Source organism: Mesorhizobium sp. P2_B5 (genome assembly GCF_056404775.1).
In genome coordinates this window covers 81,392-98,119 of the sequence record NZ_JBFUDJ010000014.1, presented here as the reverse complement: position 1 = coordinate 98,119, position 16,728 = coordinate 81,392, and the positions used below count along the sequence as shown (strand labels likewise).

Here is a 16,728-nt window from a genome sequence, read left to right as displayed (position 1 = left end):
TTTATCGATGATCATGGGAGATTGGCCTGAGGGCGTGGATCGAGTATCGAAGAGGATCCGAAATACTTCCGAAAAGTGAGCCAGCAAGGTCGACCGGCGACATGCACCCGCGCTTGAATATTGGCGATCTGGAATTTGATCCGGCGACGGAATCGGTCCGCCGCAACGGCGAAACATGGTCGCTCGGTTCTCGAGGCTCCCGTCTCCTTGCAGCCCTGCTGAGCCGCCGCGGCGACATTCTCACCAAATCGGAGCTGATGGATGCTGCATGGGAAGGGCGAGCCGTAGAGGAGAGCAACCTTTCGGTACAGGTTGCCTCGCTAAGGAAGATTCTCGGCAAGGGCTCTCACGGCGACGTCATCGTAACGGTGCCCCGCATCGGATATCGCCTTGCATCGCCCGACGTCTCTGGCCGTCCTGCCTCGCCGCTCAGCGAGAGGCCGTCGGTGGCGGTTCTTCCCTTCTTCAATCTGAGCGAAGACCAGGAGCAAGCCTACTTCGCCGACGGCCTGGCGGAAGAAATCATCGGTGTCTTGGGCAAGGTCCCGGGACTGTCGGTCATCGCTCGCAACTCGAGCTTTGCTTATCGCGACCGGAACATTGACGTGAGAAAAGTCGGCGCCGATCTCGAGGTCCGGTTCGTGCTGACCGGAAGCGTGCAGCGTTCCGGCCAGAGGCTGCGCATGTATGTAGAGCTGGCCGACGCCGCAAATGGCTCGCAGGTCTGGTCGACGCGGTTCGATCGCGATCTTACCGACATTTTCGCGATCCAGGATCAGGTTGCTCGCGAGGTCGCGGACGCGCTTCGCCTTTCGATATCTCCGCGCACCACTCTAGTCGAGCTCGAAGGGAAGTCGGCGAACCTCGAAGCGTTGGACCTATCCCTTAGAGGCAGAGCGATACTGTTTGCAGAGAGTCCATCTCCGGACCGGGCGCGCGCCGGCATCGAACTCATGCGACGTGCGCTTGCCGTCGATCCCACCCTGCCCGGGCCTTACGTCGCCCTTTCAATAGCGTTCTTGCCCATGGCCGTGAACCGTTGGCTACCGGACGTCACCGCCGGGGTCGCTGAAGCACGCCGATGCGCCGATGCCGCCGTCGAAATCGATCCGGACTTTGCACTGGGCTACGGCATCTCGTCGATTGTGGCCTTGATGGAAAAGGACGGCGCCCGCGTCGAGACCGACTCCCTCAAGGCCTTCGAAATCAACCCTAACCATACCCTCGTTCAAGTGGGACGCGGCAATGCGTTCACGCATGGCGGCCGGCCACTGGAAGCTATCCCCTACTTTGAGGAGGCCATCCGGCTCGACCCGGCGCTGACTCACCAGAACCTGCACCACCTTGCAACGGCATACCTCTTCGGAGCACGTTACGAAACGGCAGCATCGCTGCTCCGGGCGCGCATCCTGCTGGTCCCAAAAACCGATATGTCGCGCGGCTACTTGTGCTCGGCGCTTGGTCATTTGGGTCAAGTGGAGGAGGCCCGCCGAGTCTGGAACGATCTAACTGCCATCAACCCAGCCTATTCACTTCGGGAGCGCCTTTCGAACTTCTGGTTCGCCAGTCCGTCCGATCCGGAGCGAATTGTTGAAGGTGCCGCCAAAGCAGGTTTGCCGATCTAGCGCACAATTCCGGTAGTGGATCCTCGGATATTCCCCTAGTCGCTGTGAAGGAGCCCGCGGATACGCGTCGATACTATGTCCGATTATGGCACCTTTCAGACGGGCAGCCTTTGGGCCGACAGCGGACCGTCCGCAATCAGCGCGGAACTATCAGAAAGCGGATGTAACGACAGCAGCAGATCGCCCCAACAAACGACGCGCAGCTGTCGGGCGGGACGCCAAGCGTGTCATCAGGGTTGGGCGGAACGCCGCCGAGCGGCGTCCCATAGCTTCGTTCACAAGCCTAGTGCTTGACCACGTCCTCCAGGAAGAACCGGCCCAGCGGATTCTGGTAGAAGTTCTCGATGTTCTTACGCGAGACATTAATGAACGGGCTGTAGTACAGATCGATCCAGTTGACGTCCTCTTTGGCCATCTTCTGCAGGTCGGTGTACATTTGCTCGCGCTTGGCCGGATCCATCTCGGTGCGCGCCGCCGCGACCAGGTCCTTGACCTTCTCGTTGTTATAGCGGGTCATGTAATTCATGTTCGCGTCGTGACCGAGCACGAAGGTGGTCTTCTGGTCGGGGTCCAGGATGTCGTTGGTCCAGTAGTTGACGCCGACGTCATAGTCGCCAGCCACCAGCATGTCCCATTCCTGGCTGGGGTCGACCTTCTGTATGTTGACGGTGACGCCGGCTTTGGCGAGTTGCTGCTGCAGCAGCACGGCCGTCTGCTCGACGATCTCGTCGCCGGCGCGCACGACGTAGTTGAGCGTCAGGTTCGAAGCTCCGGCGTCGGCCAGCATCTGCTTGGCCTTTTCCGGATCGTAGGGCCGCTTCAGATTGTCGGCGTAGTAATAGAGCGCGCCCTTCGGGACGTAGGAGTTTGCGACCTCGCCGTAGCCGAACGTTACCGTGTCGACCACAGCCTGCTCGTCGATGGCCATGTCGAGGGCCTGCCGCACCTCCTTCTTCGCCAGCGCGCCATGCTCATGGTTAATCAGCAGGTGATCCTCGCGGGTCGACGGGTCTAGATGGACGGTGAGGTTGGAATCCTTCTGCAGTTCGGCGACGCGCGAGAATGGCACGAAGATCGCGGTGTCCAGCTGGCCGGCCTGTACGTTCAGCATGCGGGTGTTGTCGTCCGGCACGGAGATCCACTCGACGCCATCGAGACTGACACGATCGGCCTCCCAGAAATGCGGGTTTTTCGCCAGGATGACTCGGTCGCCGCGCCGCCATTCCGTGATGGTGAAGGCGCCGGAGCCGATGGGCGTTTCGGCATATTTCTCCGGACCGAGCGTCTCGAAGCCCTTCTTGGAAAGAACCGAGGCGATCGGGAAGGCCAGCGTCGCCAGGAATGGCGCGGTCGCCTGCTTGAGTTTAATCGTGACGGTCTTCGGATCGGTTGCCTCGACCGTATCCATCACCTTGAAGGGATCCGCCCACAGCGAGCCTTTGTCGTCCCTGATGCGGGTGAGGCTGAACACCACGTCGTCGGCCGTCAGGTCGGAGCCGTCCGAGAACTTCGCGTCGCGCAGCTTGAGCGTATAGGTGAGGCCGTCCGGGCTGACCTCCCAGCTCTTGGCGAGACCGGGCTCCAGTTTGGTACCGGTCTTGTCCACACGGATCAGCACGTCATAGACGTTGGCGAACACCCACAGGTCGATGTTCTGGGCGGTCTTGATCGGATCGAAGGTGGTCGAGTCCTCGCGCCGACCGATTGTCAGTACGCCGGCGGCTTCTGCGAGCGTCGCCCCCAGTGACAGGCTGGTCATAACGGTGACCAGGCCTATGCGCATCCATTTGCTTCTTAACATCCGTATTCCCCTTCTGGTTTGCCTCTGGTTTTCAGTTTGCGACCCCGTCGGCCTGCGCGGTCCCCATCTTCGAGGGAGCAAGCAGCGGCTTGTCCGGATCGATATGCGGAATGGCGGCTATCAGCGCGGCGGTGTAGGCATGCTTCGGTCGGGAGAACACCTCTTCCGACCGACCTTCCTCGACAATCGCGCCGCGGTGCATCACCACTACACGCTGGCAGAGATTACGCACGATGGCGAGATCGTGGGCGATGAATATCAGAGTGAGCGACATACGCTCCACCAGTTCGCGGAACAGCTCCACGATCTGCGCCTGGATGGTGACGTCGAGGGCGGCCACGCACTCGTCCGCAATGATCAGTTTCGGGTCGACGGCAAGCGCGCGAGCTATGCCGGCGCGCTGGCATTGGCCGCCGCTCATCGAGCGCGGCTTGCGGTCGAGGAACGCGCGACCCAGGCCGACCAGGTCGAGCAGTTCGCCGCAGCGTGCTGGTATTTGCGCGGTCTCGATCTTGCCCTGTACCCGCAGGACCTCCGCGAGCATCTTGCCAACGGTAAGATGTGGGTTGAGGGCGTTGTAGGGGTCTTGGAAAACCATCGCGGTTTGGCGTCGCAGCGTGGCGAGGACTGCCCGACCCGAGGCGATGTCCGCACCATCGAAACGTATCGTGCCTGACGAGACCGGCGTAAGGCCAAGGACGGCGCGCGCCAGAGTGCTCTTGCCGCTTCCGGATTCGCCGACAATGCCAACCGTTTCGCCCGGCATGACTCGGAGCGTGACCTCTTTGACGGCATCAACCGCGCCTCGCCGGAACAGGCCGCCGGTGGCGAAGCGTACATGCAGCTTCACGATGTCGACCAGCGGCACCGCTCCGGGTGCCTGGCGCTTCTCAGTCTTTGCCGGCATGTGCTCCTCCGGCAGCGAGGGATGACTGGCGATCAGCGAACGGGTGTAGACGTGCGCCGGCGCCGCAAGCAGACCGCGCTTCTCTCCAACCTCCACCAATCGACCTTGCCTCATCACCGCGATGCGGTCGCAGACTTGGGCGACGATGCCGAGATCGTGGGTGACCAGGATCACCGAGAGCCCACGCCTGGCGCGGATGTCCATCAGAAGCCGCAGGATCTGCGCCTGTATCGTCACGTCGAGTGCCGTCGTCGGCTCGTCGGCGATCAGGATCCTGGGATTGCTCGATAGTGCCGCGCCGATCATGGCGCGCTGGCGCATGCCGCCGGAGAATTCGTGCGGATAGCTATCGTAATACCGAGCCGGATCCTGAAACCCGACCTGGGCGAGGATATCTACGGCCGCGGCGCGCGCCGCCTTGGCGTTCAGCCGCTGGTGAAAGCGGATCCCCTCGCTGATCTGGTCGCCGATCCTCATGACCGGGTCGAGATGACTGCTCGGATTCTGGAAGATCATGCCGATTTCACCGCCGCGCACGGCGAGCATCTCGGCCTCCGGCGCAGTCGTCAGCTCACGCCCGGAAAGTGTGATCGAGCCGCCGCTGATCCTGAGCCGGCTCGATGGCAGCAGCCTAACGAGGGAGCGGCAGAGAAGGCTCTTGCCCGACCCACTCTCGCCGACCAGCCCGAGCACTTCTCCCGGGGCGAGGTCGAGCGACACGGCATCAAGCAGGGTACGCTCCCCGCCGTCATCGTCATGGACGACCGTCAGGTCGGTGATCTTAAGCAGCGCCGCTATCATTCGTGGACCCCGAACAAATCGGCCAGCCCGTCGCCGATCATGCTAAAGGCAAAGGCGAGCGTCACGATCGAAAGCCCCGGGAACAGCGTAATCCACCACGCGGTGGTGACGAAGGCTTGGCCTTCCGCCACCATCACGCCCCACTCCGCGACTGGCGGCTGCACGCCGAGCCCGAGATAGCTGATGGCCGCGCCATTCAGCAGGACGAGGACCGCGTCGGACATCGCGAAGACGACCGAGCCGGCAGCGGCATTGGGCAGGAGGTGCCGGAACATGATGCGCGTGCGGCTGAAGCCGAGGCTGACCGCGGCAACCGCGTAGTCGTGGTTCTTGAGCACGAGCATCTGGGCGCGGACGAGCCGCGCGTAGGACACCCAGCCGACGAGGGCCATGGCGATGTAGAAACTGGCCAGGCCAGGCCCCAGGATCGCAATGATCGACAGCATCAATACCAGGAACGGGAAGGCCAGGATGATGTCGACTAGCCGCATGAAGATGGCGTCGACTATCCCGCCGAAGAAGCCGGCTACCGTGCCCAGCGTGGTGCCGATGAGAAAGGGAAAGATGACGCCGATGATGGCGATCTGCAGGTCGATGCGCGCACCCCAGATGACGCGCGAGAGGATGTCGCGGCCGAAATTGTCGGTCCCGAAGGAGTGCAGCCAGGACGGCCCCTGGAGCCGTGCTGTCGCGTCCTGTGCGATCGGATCGTAGGGCGCGATCAGCGGCGCGCCGAGCGCCAGGACGACGAACCCGCCAAGCAGAAAGACGCCGGCCGCCAGTGTGCCGCGGCGGCGAAAGCGGCCGCTCCTGCCGAGCGCGGGGGCGGCCATGGGCTCGCTCACAGCTTCACCCTCGGATCGAGAGCCACCGTGACGATGTCGGCCAGGAAGTTGATCAGCACGGTGGCGCAGGCGAAGACCATCGCCACGCCCTGCACGACCATGTAGTCGCGCGAGAAGATGGCGCGCACCAGCAGCTGGCCCATGCCGGGCAGCGCAAACACGGTCTCCACCACGACAGTGCCGCCTATCAGCCAACCTATGTTTACGGCGAGAAGGTTGACGGTCGGCACCAGCGAATTTGGCAGCACGTGGCGCCAGAACACGATGCTCTCCGGCATGCCGCGCGCGCGCGCGGCAGTCGCCACGTCGGACCTCAAGCCTTCGACCATCGCCGCACGCAAACTGCGCGCCAGAACGGTCGACAGCGACAGCGACACAGTGAGGCTCGGTAGCACGAGATGCGCAAGCTTTTCAGAAAGCGTATTGCCGTAACCGGACACCGGGAGGATGGCGAGTTCGACGCTGAATAGGATGATCAGCATCAGGCCGAGCCAGAAGGGTGGGAAGCCGATGCCGAAAGTGGAAACGATGCGGATCACCTGGTCCGCCAGCCTGCCGTGATTGCGCGCCGCGATCCCCGCCACCGGCACGGCGATCAATACCGACAGCACCATGCAGCAAAGCACCAGCATCAGAGTAGGCTCGAAGCGCGTGGCGATCAGCTTCAGCACATCGATCTTGTAGAGGATCGAGCGCCCCATCTCGCCGTCCGCGAGGTTGCGCAGGAAGTAGAAATACTGGGCGAGCAGGGGCTCATCGAGGCCGTACTGCGCGCGGATGCGGGCGATCGCTTCCGGGGTGGCACGGGTGCCGAGCAGAACGCGAGCGGGGTCGCCGGGGATCAGCCGGACAAGGATGAATGTGATGACGCTGATGCCGAACAGCACCGGCAGGAACTGAAGCGGACGGTATAGAACAAACTTATAGCGGTGCATGGCCCTGAGGGGTGTCCTCGCCCGCTCCCTTCCACCTGCATTCCGCCTGCATCAGCCTGCCTTGTTGCGCGAGAGGAACCCCGAAAGGATCGGGTAGTATGCAGCCGGGTTCTCGTAGAAGGGCATGTGACTCGCATTTGGGATGATGTGCAACTCCGACTGCGGCAGACCAAGTTTCATGCGCAGACCACAGGCTGGCGTCAGTTCGTCGTGTTCGCCATGCGTGATCAGCACCGGCACCTTGATCCTGGGCAGGTCGGGCACCCGGTTCCAGTCCTTGAGATTGCCGATGTAGAGAAACTCGTTCGGACCTTGGATGGTCGCGTAGGGTCCCATGTTCCAGTCGTCGAGCGAGCGGCGCACCGGTGCCGGCCATTCGAGCAGGCGGCAGACATGGCGGTAGTTGAGGATCGTCACCGCCGCCATGTATTCAGGATGATCGTAGGTTCCCTGCGCCTCGTGCTTCTGCATCATCGATACGGTTTCGGGTCCCAGCGAGGCGCGCAGGCGTTCCAATTCCAGGACAAGATGCGGCATGTCGGCGACGGTATCCTGGAGGATCAACGTCTGCAGGTTCTCCTGGTAGGCAAGCGCATAGTCGATCGCCAGCCAGCCCCCCCAGGAATGACCCAGCATGTGGACCTTGCCGAGCCCCAGCGTCTTGCGAACCGTCTCGGTCTCCTCGACGTAGCGCGCGATGGTCCACAACGAGGTGTCCGTCGGCCGGTCGGAGGCCCCGGTGCCAAGCTGGTCGAACGCCACGACCCTGTATCCCTGGTCTACTAGGCAGGAGTGCGATTCGCGAACGTAGTCGCAGGGCAGGCCAGGCCCGCCGTTGAGGCAGAACACCGTCTCGCTGCCGGAGCCAAAGCTGTAGGCAACGACGTTAAAGCCGTCGACGTTTACCTCGATGCGATCGTCGGCCGCCATCTCACGCCACATGATACGCTCCGAATGCACAGCTTTTAGGCATGCTCATATTTTAAGCGAAACGTTGGGAGTGCATCAGCTATAAGAAGTGATAGGGTGGGTCCGGGAGGGTGTCGGCGGAAGAGCTCATGCTGGACGAAATCACTACGATCAGGCGGCGCTTCGCTCGCCATGGCACCCTGGACGGTTGCATCGACGAGGCGTTCGTAGCGATGCGCGGACTCGGCTACGAGGCCTTGATATACGACTATACGCCCGTGCCTTACGACCTCGACGGCTCGATCATGATCCCGTCGATGCTTAAGCTGCGCAACATCGATGACGACATGTACGACTATTGGTGCGATCGCGGCTACTTCCGCATCGATCCCGTGCAACTCGTCGCCGCGCACTGTTCCAGACCCTTCGCCTGGAACTACGACGATGGAGCCGACACGGAAATACGCGCGCTACTCAACGAGACGACGGAGCCGGTGGCGCGATATCTGCGAGAGCGCGATCTCACCCGAGGCGTGACGATCCCCATTCATATGCCGCGCGGCGGCTATGCCACGGTCACCGGGGTACGTTTCGGCGCCGGACAAGATGTTCCGCGCGATCCCGGAAGCATCGCCCAGTTCGGCCTGCTCGCGCATGTCTTCCATGACGCGGCCTACGCCTACTACAACCGCTCGGCCCTCAGTCCGCGACTGCCGGCGCTGACCGAGCGTGAGCGCGAGTGTCTCCGCCATTCGGCACATGGGCTCTCTGCCAAGGAGATCGCGCGCGTCATCGGGCGCTCGGTTCCTACGGTCGTCATGCACCTCACGGCCGCCGCCAGGAAGCTGGGCGCCAGGAACCGAACGCAGGCCGTCGTTCGCGCCGCGCATTTCCGCCTGCTCGACAACTGACGAAGAGACCTATTACTTTTCATAGCTGCCGCCTCGGGCAGGCTCGCCCTACGATGCCCGCCGCAACGAGGACAGCCGCCGTGACGGAAGCGAAGGAAGGCCATGTCGCGTTTCGCGGCTCCCGCACCTGGTACCGCATCGCCGGCAACCTAGATTCGCCGAGGCTCCCCCTGGTGGTCGCCCATGGGGGACCAGGCTGCACCTACGACTATGTCGACACTTTCAAGGACATCGCGGCTCTCGATGGCCGGGCCGTGATACACTACGACCAGCTTGGAAATGGCAACTCCACTCGGCTGCCGGAGAAGGGACCAGACTTCTGGACGGTCGACCTGTTCCTTGACGAACTCGATACGCTGTTGCGGTCGCTCGGGATCGAGCAGCGCTACGCCTTCCTTGGCCAGTCCTGGGGCGGCATGCTCGGCGCCGAGCATGCCGTGCGCCGGCCGGAAGGCCTCAAGGCCCTGGTGATCGCCAACTCGCCGGCCAACATGCGCACCTGGGTGTCCGAGGCCAATCGGCTGCGCCGTGAACTGCCCGCCGACGTCCAGGATGCGCTCACACGGCACGAGGCCGCCGGCACGATCACCGATCCTGAATATGTAGCAGCCTCGCGCGTGTTCTACGACCGACATGTCTGCCGGGTCGTCCCATGGCCGCCGGAGGTGGCGCGAACCTTCGCCATCATGGACGAGGACAACACGGTCTACCGCAACATGAACGGCCCGACCGAATTCCACGTCATCGGCACGATGAAGGACTGGACCATCGAGGACCGGCTGCCCGACATCGCGGTACCGACACTGCTGATTTCGGGCCGCCACGACGAGGCCACGCCCGAGGTAGTTCGACCCTATGTGGAGCGCGTTCCGGGTATTCGATGGGTACTGTTCGAGCATTCGAGCCACATGCCGCATGTCGAGGAGCGGGAGCTCTGCATGCGCACTGTCTCGGACTTCCTCAAGACGCAGGACTGAGGTGCAACCGGCAAGCATTGGGACGCGGGATGCAACTTTTTGCACTTCCCCGAGGTCGCGGCGACGGCGGCAGCTCGAGCCGGATTAGCGTGGCTTGCCTCTAAATGGACCGCCGGCGCGGACATATCCACCCAGGACCTTCATATCGCAGGCTGAAGGTCAATTCGAGGTGCCGAGCGGCCGTTGTGATGGCGCGCCGGCGGGAATTGGGCCGATTGCAGCCAGGCAGTTTTCGGGACACGAAGGTAAGAAAGCTGCCATCTTGCAGAGCGGAGATATCGGCTGACCGTCACCTTCTCAGGTGATCGCACGCTACCTCGGCTTCAACCGATGCGGTTCGGGCCTATTGCCTCCGCTTCGCATTCGGGCGGAACGTCATGGATTGACTGAGATGCGGCGCAGTCCCAACTTCCGTTGGTAAACCGCCGGGATCTGCCGAACAACGGCGCGCTTTAGATTGTCCGCCCGGAGCGAAGCATCCTTTCGCCTCAGCCACGGTCAGTTCGCTCACAGGTGTCGTTCTTTGGTGGTTGGGCGGCGGCTTAGCACAGATTCGCGGCTCCGCTGAGACCGATGAAGACCCTTACATCGCTCTTGACTCGTGCTGCGCACAAGCTAAAGGTCAATTGGCCAGACCAATTTACCAAATTGGATAGCAGACGACTTCGGGAGCAGGGAGCGATGCCTATTCAGGCTGTTGAGCCGCGTCGGCTCTATCGACAGGTCGCCGATCAACTGAGGCAGTTGATCGGCTCTGGCGAGTTTGGCGTTGGCGATCGTCTGCCGACGGAGCGGGAATTGGCCGACCAGTTGGGGATCTCGCGTCCGACGGTCCGTGAAGCGCTAATTGCGCTCGAGGTTGAGGGCCGCATACGCATTCGCGTCGGCTCCGGCATTTACGTCACTGCCCCGCCGCGCGCCGAAATATTCGCCGCAGAAACGGATGAAGGCCCGTTCGAACTGCTGCGGGCGCGGGAGTTCATCGAAGGTGCGATCGCCGCGGAAGCCGCTCTCCAGGTTCGGCCGACCGATCTCGATCTGCTGGACGATGCGCTGCGCCGGATGGACGACATAAGCCTGCCCGCCACGACGACCATCATGCTTGACCGGGAATTCCATACGACGGTGGCGGGCATCCTCGGCAACGCGGTGCTAGTGCGTTTTATCGGCGAGATGTTCGACCAGCGCATGAACCCCTATTTCGAACGTCTCTCGAGCTATTTCGAGAACAAGGACTCTTGGCGGGCCGCCGCGGTAGAGCATCGCGCGGTGCGCGACGCAATTGCGGCGCGCGATCCGGAAAGGGCAAAGGCGGCGATGCAGGAGCATCTGCGTCGGTCGCAACTTCGATTCTCACGCAATTTCGGTGAGAGCCCCGCAACCATGGAGGTTGCGGAATAGAACCGGCCGGGAGGAGATCCGGCCGTCATCGGTCCAATCACAGGGAGGAATGAAGATGTTTTCAAGGTATACCGCACTGCTCTTCGCGATCGCCACGATCGCTCTGCCCACGGCTTCGGCCTCGGCACAAACGGCGTTGAAATGGGCGCATGTGTATGAAACGTCCGAGCCCTTCCACACGGAGGCCGTGTGGGCGGCAGAAGAAATCAAGAAGCGCACCGACGGCCGCTATACGATCGACGTGTTTCCGGCGTCCCAACTCGGCAAGGAAGCCGATATCAATCAGGGTCTGACCCTGGGCACGGTCGACATCATCATTTCCGGATCAAGCTTCGCGGCGCGCGAATTCCCGCCGATCGGGGTGACCTATTTTCCGTTCACCTTCCGCGACGCCGACCACCTGCTCGCTTACGCGAAAAGCGACAAATACAAGGAACTGACCGGCGGCTACGAGGAAGCATCCGGCCATCACATCACAGCAACGACCTACTACGGCACGCGCCATACCACCTCGAACCGACCTATCGCGAAATGCGCGGACATGGCGGGCCTGAAGATCCGGGTGCCAGATGTGCCGGCCTACCTCGCAATGCCGCGCGCCTGCGGTGCCAACACTGCGCCGATCGCCTTCGCCGAGGTCTATCTGGCTCTGCAGCAGGGCACGGTCGAGGCACAGGAAAACCCGCTGACGACGATCGACGCGAAGAAATTCTACGAGGTGCAGAAGCACATCGTCCTGACCGGTCATATCGTCGACCATCTCAACACGATCGTGTCGAAATCGCGCTGGGCCGAGCTCTCTGACGCGGACAAGGCGATCTTCACCGAAGTGATGCAGGAAGCCGCCGCGCGCGCCACCAAGATCATCGTGGATCGCGAGAAGGCCCTCGTTCAGACCTTCAAGGACCGCGGCTTGACCGTCACCGAAGTCGATCGGGCCGACTTCGAGAAGAACGTGATGGAAAAAGTGACGTTCGAGGAGTTCGGCTACCGCAAGGCAGATTGGGAGGCGATCCGCGCCATCAAGTAATCGCTTTCAAACCGGTCCGGCGTATATGCGTCCGGACCGGTTTGGACAATGACAGCGCAGGTCGTTCAACCCGGAGCCATGCCGATGACTGAAGAGATTCACAACCCGGTGACAGCCGAAGAACTGGCGCATGCCTTCGAGGAGGAGACCGCGCCCGTCGACCTCTCTCGCTACGCAGTCGAGGACTGGGCTACGCTCGCCGTGTTCTGGGGCATGTCGTTCTGCGTCTTCCTGCAGTTCTTCACCCGCTATGTCCTCAACAACAGCTATGCCTGGACCGAAGAGATCGCGATCAACTGCCTTGTCGTCGTCGTGTTTCTGGGTTCCGTGATGTGCACCCGCATGTCGCGCCACATCCAGGTCGATGTGCTCTACCACTATCTACCGGCGCGGGTCGGGCGCTATCTGGCGCTTGCGGTGAACCTGATCACCATCGGCTTTTTCGCCTACATGTCCTGGCTTCTGTGGCGCTATGTCGGGATCGTCCACCGCGAGCGGATGGTCACGATCAACGTGCCGCGCAACATCGTCTTCTACTCCGTGTTCGCCGGCTTCGTGCTGATGATGCTTCGCGCGGTCCAGGTTTTCGTCGGCAATGTTCGCCGCGGCTACTCGGTGCTCGAGCGCCCCGCCGCATTCGACGGGTTGGGGGAGTAAGGCGATGCTGCTTTTGATCGGTGCCTTTCTCGTCCTCATGCTAATCGGTGTGCCCGTCGCCGTGTCGATGGCCGTCTCGTCGCTGCTTTACCTCGTCTTCTACGGTGTGGCGCCCGACATCATCGCCGCGCAACGCATGATCGCCGGCGTCGAGAGTTTTCCGCTGCTCGCCGTGCCCTTCTTCATCTTTGCCGGCAATCTCATGAACATCGCCGGCGTCACCGGACGCATCTATTCGTTCGCGCTGGCGCTTGTAGGCTGGATGAAAGGCGGCCTCGCTCAGGTAAACATTATCGGATCGGTGGTTTTCGCTGGCATGTCCGGCGCGGCCCTCGCAGATGCTGCCGGGATCGGCACGATCGAGATCAAGGCCATGCGCGATCACGGCTATCCGGTCGAGGCGGCGGTCGGCGTCACCGCGGCATCCTCGACGCTCGGCCCGATTTTTCCGCCGTCGCTGCCCTTTGTCATCTATGGTATGATGGCCAACGTCTCCATCGGTGCGCTGTTCATGGCAGGCATCCTGCCCGGCGTCGTCATGACGGTGCTGATGATGGCGACCGTCGCCATCTTCGCCTATCGCCGCGGCTGGGGCTCCGACACGCCGTTCGAACTGCGCAAACTCGGCGCCGCGTCTCTCGAGATCCTGGTCGTCGCCTGCTTTCCGGTCCTTGTCTACATATTGGTCAGCGCCGGGTTGTCGCTCAACATCTCCGTCGGCATCGCTCTCGCGGTTCTGATCGCCTGCGACTGGTATTTCGACTTCTCCGCCGTGATGGCTTTGATGACGCCCATCATCCTGATCGGCGGCATGACAATGGGTTGGTTCACGCCAACCGAGGCGGCCATGGCCGCGGTCATCTGGTCGCTGTTCCTAGGGCTCGTGCGCTATCGCACGATGACTTTCGCAACGCTGGCCAAGGCCAGCTTCGACACGATTGAGACGACGGCGTCGGTTCTGTTCATCGTCACCGCGGCGTCGATCTTCGCGTGGCTGCTAACCGTCAGCCAAGCGGCGCAGATGTTCTCGATATTCATCACCTCGCTGACAGAGAACAAATGGGTCTTCCTGATTCTGATCAACATCCTGATGCTGGTGGTGGGATGCTTTCTCGATACCATCGCCGCGATCACCATCCTCGTGCCGATCCTGTTGCCCATCGTCGTCCTGTACGGCATCGACCCCGTGCACTTCGGCCTGATCATGACGCTCAACCTGATGATCGGCCTGCTGCATCCGCCGCTCGGCATGGTGCTGTTCGTTCTCTCGCGGATCGCCAAGCTGTCGGTCGAGCGCACGACGATGGCGATCCTGCCCTGGCTCGTGCCGTTGCTGGTCGCGCTGATCCTGATCACCTTCATTCCGGCCATCACGCTGTGGCTGCCGACACAAATGGGACTGATCAAATGACCGGCAATGTGATCGCTGCGACGTTGTTCAGCCCCGAAGACCTGCGCTTGGTGGAGCGTCCGCTAGAACCCCTTGCGTCGGGCATGGTGCGCGTGCGTTTCGGCGCTGGCGGCATATGCGGCTCCGACTTGCACTATTTTCGCCATGCCCGGACCGGCGATTTCGTCGTCACATCTCCGCTCGTACTTGGTCACGAGGTTGCTGGAGAGATTGTCGAGATCAACGCAGCAGCGTCCGGACTTGCCATCGGTGACCGCGTTGCGGTCAACCCCTCGCGATGGTGCGGGCACTGTGCGCGATGCGCCGAAGGCCGCGCCAATCTCTGCGAGAACATCTACTTCATGGGTTCGGCTTCCAGGACGCCGCATATGCAAGGGGGGTTCGCCAGCGTCTTCGACGCCACGCCGGCGCAATGCATCAAGATCCCGCAGCATGTGGCATATCAAGCGGCGGCGCTCGCCGAGCCGCTCGCCGTCAGCCTGCACGCAGTGGCGCGAGCCTGCGCGATCGCTGACAGGAATGTCATCCTCTTTGGCGCCGGGCCGATCGGACTTCTCACCATGCTCGCGGCCAGGTTCAAAGGCTGTGGCGGGATAACTGTCGCCGACATAGCCGCGGCGCCGCTCGCCTTCGCCACCCGGCTGGGTGCAGATCAGACGATCGATCTTTCCGGCGGAGATGCCGAACTCAAGGCGCTTGCCGCCGACAGACCATTCGATATTGCTTTCGAAATATCAGGCACCGCGGCCGGCCTCACCGCGGCGATCGCCAGCGTCCGGCGCGGCGGCGTCGTCGTCCAGGTCGGCAATCTGCCGGGCGGCCAGATCCCGGTACCGGCCAACACCGTCATGGCCAAGGAGATCGACCTGAAGGGGTCATTCCGTTTCGACGCCGAATTCAATCAGGCGGTCGCTCTCATCGTCGATGGAGAAGTCGACGTCTTGAAGCTGGTTACCGCCGAACGCGTCCTTTCGTCCGCGCCCGAGGCCTTCCGCCTCGCCGCCGACCGCTCCCAAAGCGTCAAGGTTGTTCTGACTGCAGAGTGACCGGGGCGCATGCTGCGGCGCTGGGATCGCCTGGCGTCGCCATTGGTGTTCGGGCATTGAAAGCAAAAGCAGCCGCCGGTGCCGCGAGGCAGGGGGTCAGGAGGACCTGAATCCCGGATCAAGGAAGAGAACTTTAGTAACGAAGACGGCAGCGGTCATAGCGTCCTCCGCCGACCATTTCGAACGAAAAAATCACCCCAGCCCGAGATCGGGCGCGGCGGCGTCTCGATGGTCGGCGAACTTGGTGTTGGGCAAGAGCGGATACCAGCCGGGACGGCCGGGATCGCGGTCATAGGCATAGCCGCCCAGCGAGCGGTAGAGCTCGGCATAGGTTGCGAGCTTGTCGCGATCGAGTTCGACGCCGAGGCCCGGCGCCTCCGGCACGGCGATGGCGCCGTTCTCGTAGCGCATCTTGCCGCCGACGATGATGTCGTCGGCGAGATGGTGGTAGTGCGCGTCGGCGGTGAAGACGAGATTGGGTAGCACGGCACCAAGATGCAGCATGGTGGCGAGCTGGATGCCGAGCTCGCCCGAGGAATGCACCGCGATGCCGAGGCCGAACGTGTCGCAGATATGCGCGGCGCGCACGCAGGCGCGGATGCCGCCCCAAAAGGTGGTGTCGAGCAGGATCACATCGACGGCCGGATCGCGCACATTGGTGGCGAGCTGTTCGAAATCGATGACGATGGTGTTGGTGGCGAGCGGAATGGAGAGCTTTTCGCGCAAGCGGCGCATGCCGGCCAGGCCCCAGGTCGGGTCCTCGAAATAGTCGTTCCTGAGGTCCGAGATGGCCTGGCCGAAACGCAGTGCCTCTTCGACCGACAGGGCGGCGTTGGGATCGTAGCGCAGCGTGTCGCCAGGGAATTCCGCGGCGAGCGCCCTGAAGCACTCCAGCTCGTAGTCGGGATGAAACACACCGGCCTTGAGCTTGTGGGCGGAAAACCCGTGTTCGGCCTTCAGGGCACGGGCATGGTCGAGCAATTGCTCGATGGTACGCACCTCCCCCTTGCCGCTGCGGCGGTCGGCATAACGGAAGAACAGATAGGAGGCGAAGCCGACGCTGTCACGCACGCGCCCGCCAAGCAACTGGTAGACCGGCACGCCGAGCCTCTTGCCGATGATGTCGAGGCAAGCGAATTCGAGCGCTGCGTGGAGCTGCGTGCGGTTGTTGTAGAGCGACGCCGTCGGATTGCAGATGGCGTAGCGCATGCGGTTGAGATCGAAGGGGTCGTGACCGACGAGGTAGGGCTTCAAGCCGGCGAAGGCCAGCTCGGCGCCAGCGCCGCCGCCGCCCATTTCGCCGAGGCCGACGATGCCTTCGTCGGTCTCGACCTCGACCACGGTGCGGACAAAGCGCCCCCAATGCGTGCCGTTGCTGTGCCGCAATGCCGCTTCCAGCGGAACGGTGACGGTGGTGGCTTTGATGTCCGTGATCTTCATGCCGGCTCCTCTCCCTAGTTTAATGGCATCTT

General features: G+C 62.5%; 14 protein-coding genes. 8 read left to right on the top strand and 6 right to left on the bottom strand.

Annotated features, from left to right (window positions below; translation table 11 throughout):
• Positions 1 to 101 precede the first annotated feature (101 nt).
• Positions 102 to 1,625: a winged helix-turn-helix domain-containing tetratricopeptide repeat protein gene (locus tag AC1D1N_RS29305; RefSeq protein ID WP_477352716.1), complete on the top strand. Its 1,524-nt coding sequence runs from the start codon at positions 102 to 104 to the stop codon at positions 1,623 to 1,625.
• A 283-nt stretch (positions 1,626 to 1,908) separates the two neighbouring features.
• Here AC1D1N_RS29305 and AC1D1N_RS29300 read toward each other — a convergent pair whose 3' ends face one another.
• Genes AC1D1N_RS29300 through AC1D1N_RS29280 form a run of 5 tightly spaced genes read right to left on the bottom strand, consistent with a single transcriptional unit; the run spans position 1,909 to position 7,856 of the window.
• Positions 1,909 to 3,408 carry an ABC transporter substrate-binding protein gene (locus tag AC1D1N_RS29300; protein WP_436258424.1) on the bottom strand — a complete coding sequence of 500 codons (1,500 nt, stop codon included), beginning with the start codon at positions 3,406 to 3,408 and terminating at the stop codon, positions 1,909 to 1,911.
• A gap of 49 nt (positions 3,409 to 3,457) precedes the next feature.
• Positions 3,458 to 5,134, bottom strand: a complete 1,677-nt coding sequence (locus AC1D1N_RS29295; RefSeq protein WP_477352714.1) for a dipeptide ABC transporter ATP-binding protein — start codon at positions 5,132 to 5,134, stop codon at positions 3,458 to 3,460.
• Positions 5,131 to 5,967: an ABC transporter permease gene (locus tag AC1D1N_RS29290; protein ID WP_040584294.1), complete on the bottom strand. Its 837-nt coding sequence runs from the start codon at positions 5,965 to 5,967 to the stop codon at positions 5,131 to 5,133. The genes AC1D1N_RS29295 and AC1D1N_RS29290 overlap by 4 nt, the downstream gene beginning before the upstream one ends.
• Before the next feature lie 8 nt (positions 5,968 to 5,975).
• Positions 5,976 to 6,914 (bottom strand): ABC transporter permease, encoded by a 939-nt coding sequence (locus AC1D1N_RS29285; RefSeq protein WP_436258426.1) that lies wholly within the window; start codon positions 6,912 to 6,914, stop codon positions 5,976 to 5,978.
• Between the two features lie 51 nt (positions 6,915 to 6,965).
• Entirely contained in the window at positions 6,966 to 7,856 is an 891-nt protein-coding gene (locus tag AC1D1N_RS29280) for a proline iminopeptidase-family hydrolase (RefSeq protein WP_477352711.1), read from the bottom strand.
• 116 nt (positions 7,857 to 7,972) lie between these two features.
• On the opposite strand from AC1D1N_RS29280, the gene AC1D1N_RS29275 reads away from it, so the two are divergent.
• The 7 genes from AC1D1N_RS29275 (at position 7,973) to AC1D1N_RS29245 (ending at position 15,256) form a co-directional block, all read left to right on the top strand.
• Complete coding sequence (locus AC1D1N_RS29275; protein ID WP_436258429.1) at positions 7,973 to 8,734, top strand: helix-turn-helix transcriptional regulator; 762 nt, start codon at positions 7,973 to 7,975, stop codon at positions 8,732 to 8,734.
• A 53-nt stretch (positions 8,735 to 8,787) separates the two neighbouring features.
• Entirely contained in the window at positions 8,788 to 9,711 is a 924-nt protein-coding gene (locus AC1D1N_RS29270) for a proline iminopeptidase-family hydrolase (RefSeq protein ID WP_436258430.1), read from the top strand.
• A 681-nt stretch (positions 9,712 to 10,392) separates the two neighbouring features.
• Positions 10,393 to 11,112, top strand: coding sequence for a FadR/GntR family transcriptional regulator (locus AC1D1N_RS29265; RefSeq protein WP_436261909.1), 720 nt, complete (start codon positions 10,393 to 10,395; stop codon positions 11,110 to 11,112).
• A gap of 55 nt (positions 11,113 to 11,167) precedes the next feature.
• Positions 11,168 to 12,142: a sialic acid TRAP transporter substrate-binding protein SiaP gene (locus tag AC1D1N_RS29260; protein WP_112560020.1), complete on the top strand. Its 975-nt coding sequence runs from the start codon at positions 11,168 to 11,170 to the stop codon at positions 12,140 to 12,142.
• A gap of 84 nt (positions 12,143 to 12,226) precedes the next feature.
• Positions 12,227 to 12,799 (top strand): TRAP transporter small permease, encoded by a 573-nt coding sequence (locus AC1D1N_RS29255; protein WP_477352708.1) that lies wholly within the window; start codon positions 12,227 to 12,229, stop codon positions 12,797 to 12,799.
• Positions 12,800 to 12,803: 4 nt separating this feature from the next.
• The gene (locus AC1D1N_RS29250) at positions 12,804 to 14,210 is read left to right on the top strand and encodes a TRAP transporter large permease (protein WP_436258431.1); all 1,407 of its coding nucleotides are present in this window, start codon (positions 12,804 to 12,806) and stop codon (positions 14,208 to 14,210) included.
• Positions 14,207 to 15,256, top strand: a complete 1,050-nt coding sequence (locus AC1D1N_RS29245; RefSeq protein WP_436258432.1) for an L-idonate 5-dehydrogenase — start codon at positions 14,207 to 14,209, stop codon at positions 15,254 to 15,256. The genes AC1D1N_RS29250 and AC1D1N_RS29245 overlap by 4 nt, the downstream gene beginning before the upstream one ends.
• A gap of 192 nt (positions 15,257 to 15,448) precedes the next feature.
• Here AC1D1N_RS29245 and AC1D1N_RS29240 read toward each other — a convergent pair whose 3' ends face one another.
• Complete coding sequence (locus tag AC1D1N_RS29240; RefSeq protein ID WP_436258433.1) at positions 15,449 to 16,696, bottom strand: enolase C-terminal domain-like protein; 1,248 nt, start codon at positions 16,694 to 16,696, stop codon at positions 15,449 to 15,451.
• Positions 16,697 to 16,728: the final 32 nt, after the last annotated feature.